Here is a 336-nt window from a genome sequence, read left to right as displayed (position 1 = left end):
GATGTTCAGCGCGTCGAGGAAGCCGCCGAGCCCGTTGCCGCCATTGTCGATGTTGGGCGTGCCGTCCAGCGTGCTGACCGTGCGGATCAGGAAGCCGTCGGTGCCGTCCTCGAAATCGGTGATGATGTCGGCATCGCCGGCCGGCTTCGCGACCTCGTGTTTGGCGTACTTGTCCAGGCACCCGAGCCGGTCAGCACAGAAACGATCTCGCGGCTGACAGGACATGCCTTTTCGAGCTGACCTGCCACTGAAGTTTCATCCAGCCGGAACCGGAGCCCTTTGGGGTGATACGCCGATTGGCGCAGGTGGAGCAACCGACATCCGCGCGGAGCTTTC

General features: G+C 63.4%; 1 pseudogene. It reads right to left on the bottom strand.

Features of this window, described 5'->3' with window-relative positions:
• Nucleotides 1-225 (bottom strand): annotated as a pseudogene (locus tag ACH107_RS33660) (hypothetical protein); the annotation flags it as partial.
• Nucleotides 226-336 lie beyond the last annotated feature (111 nt).

Source organism: Roseovarius halophilus (ex Wu et al. 2025) (genome assembly GCF_047086965.1).
This window is presented reverse-complemented; position numbering and strand designations above follow the sequence as displayed.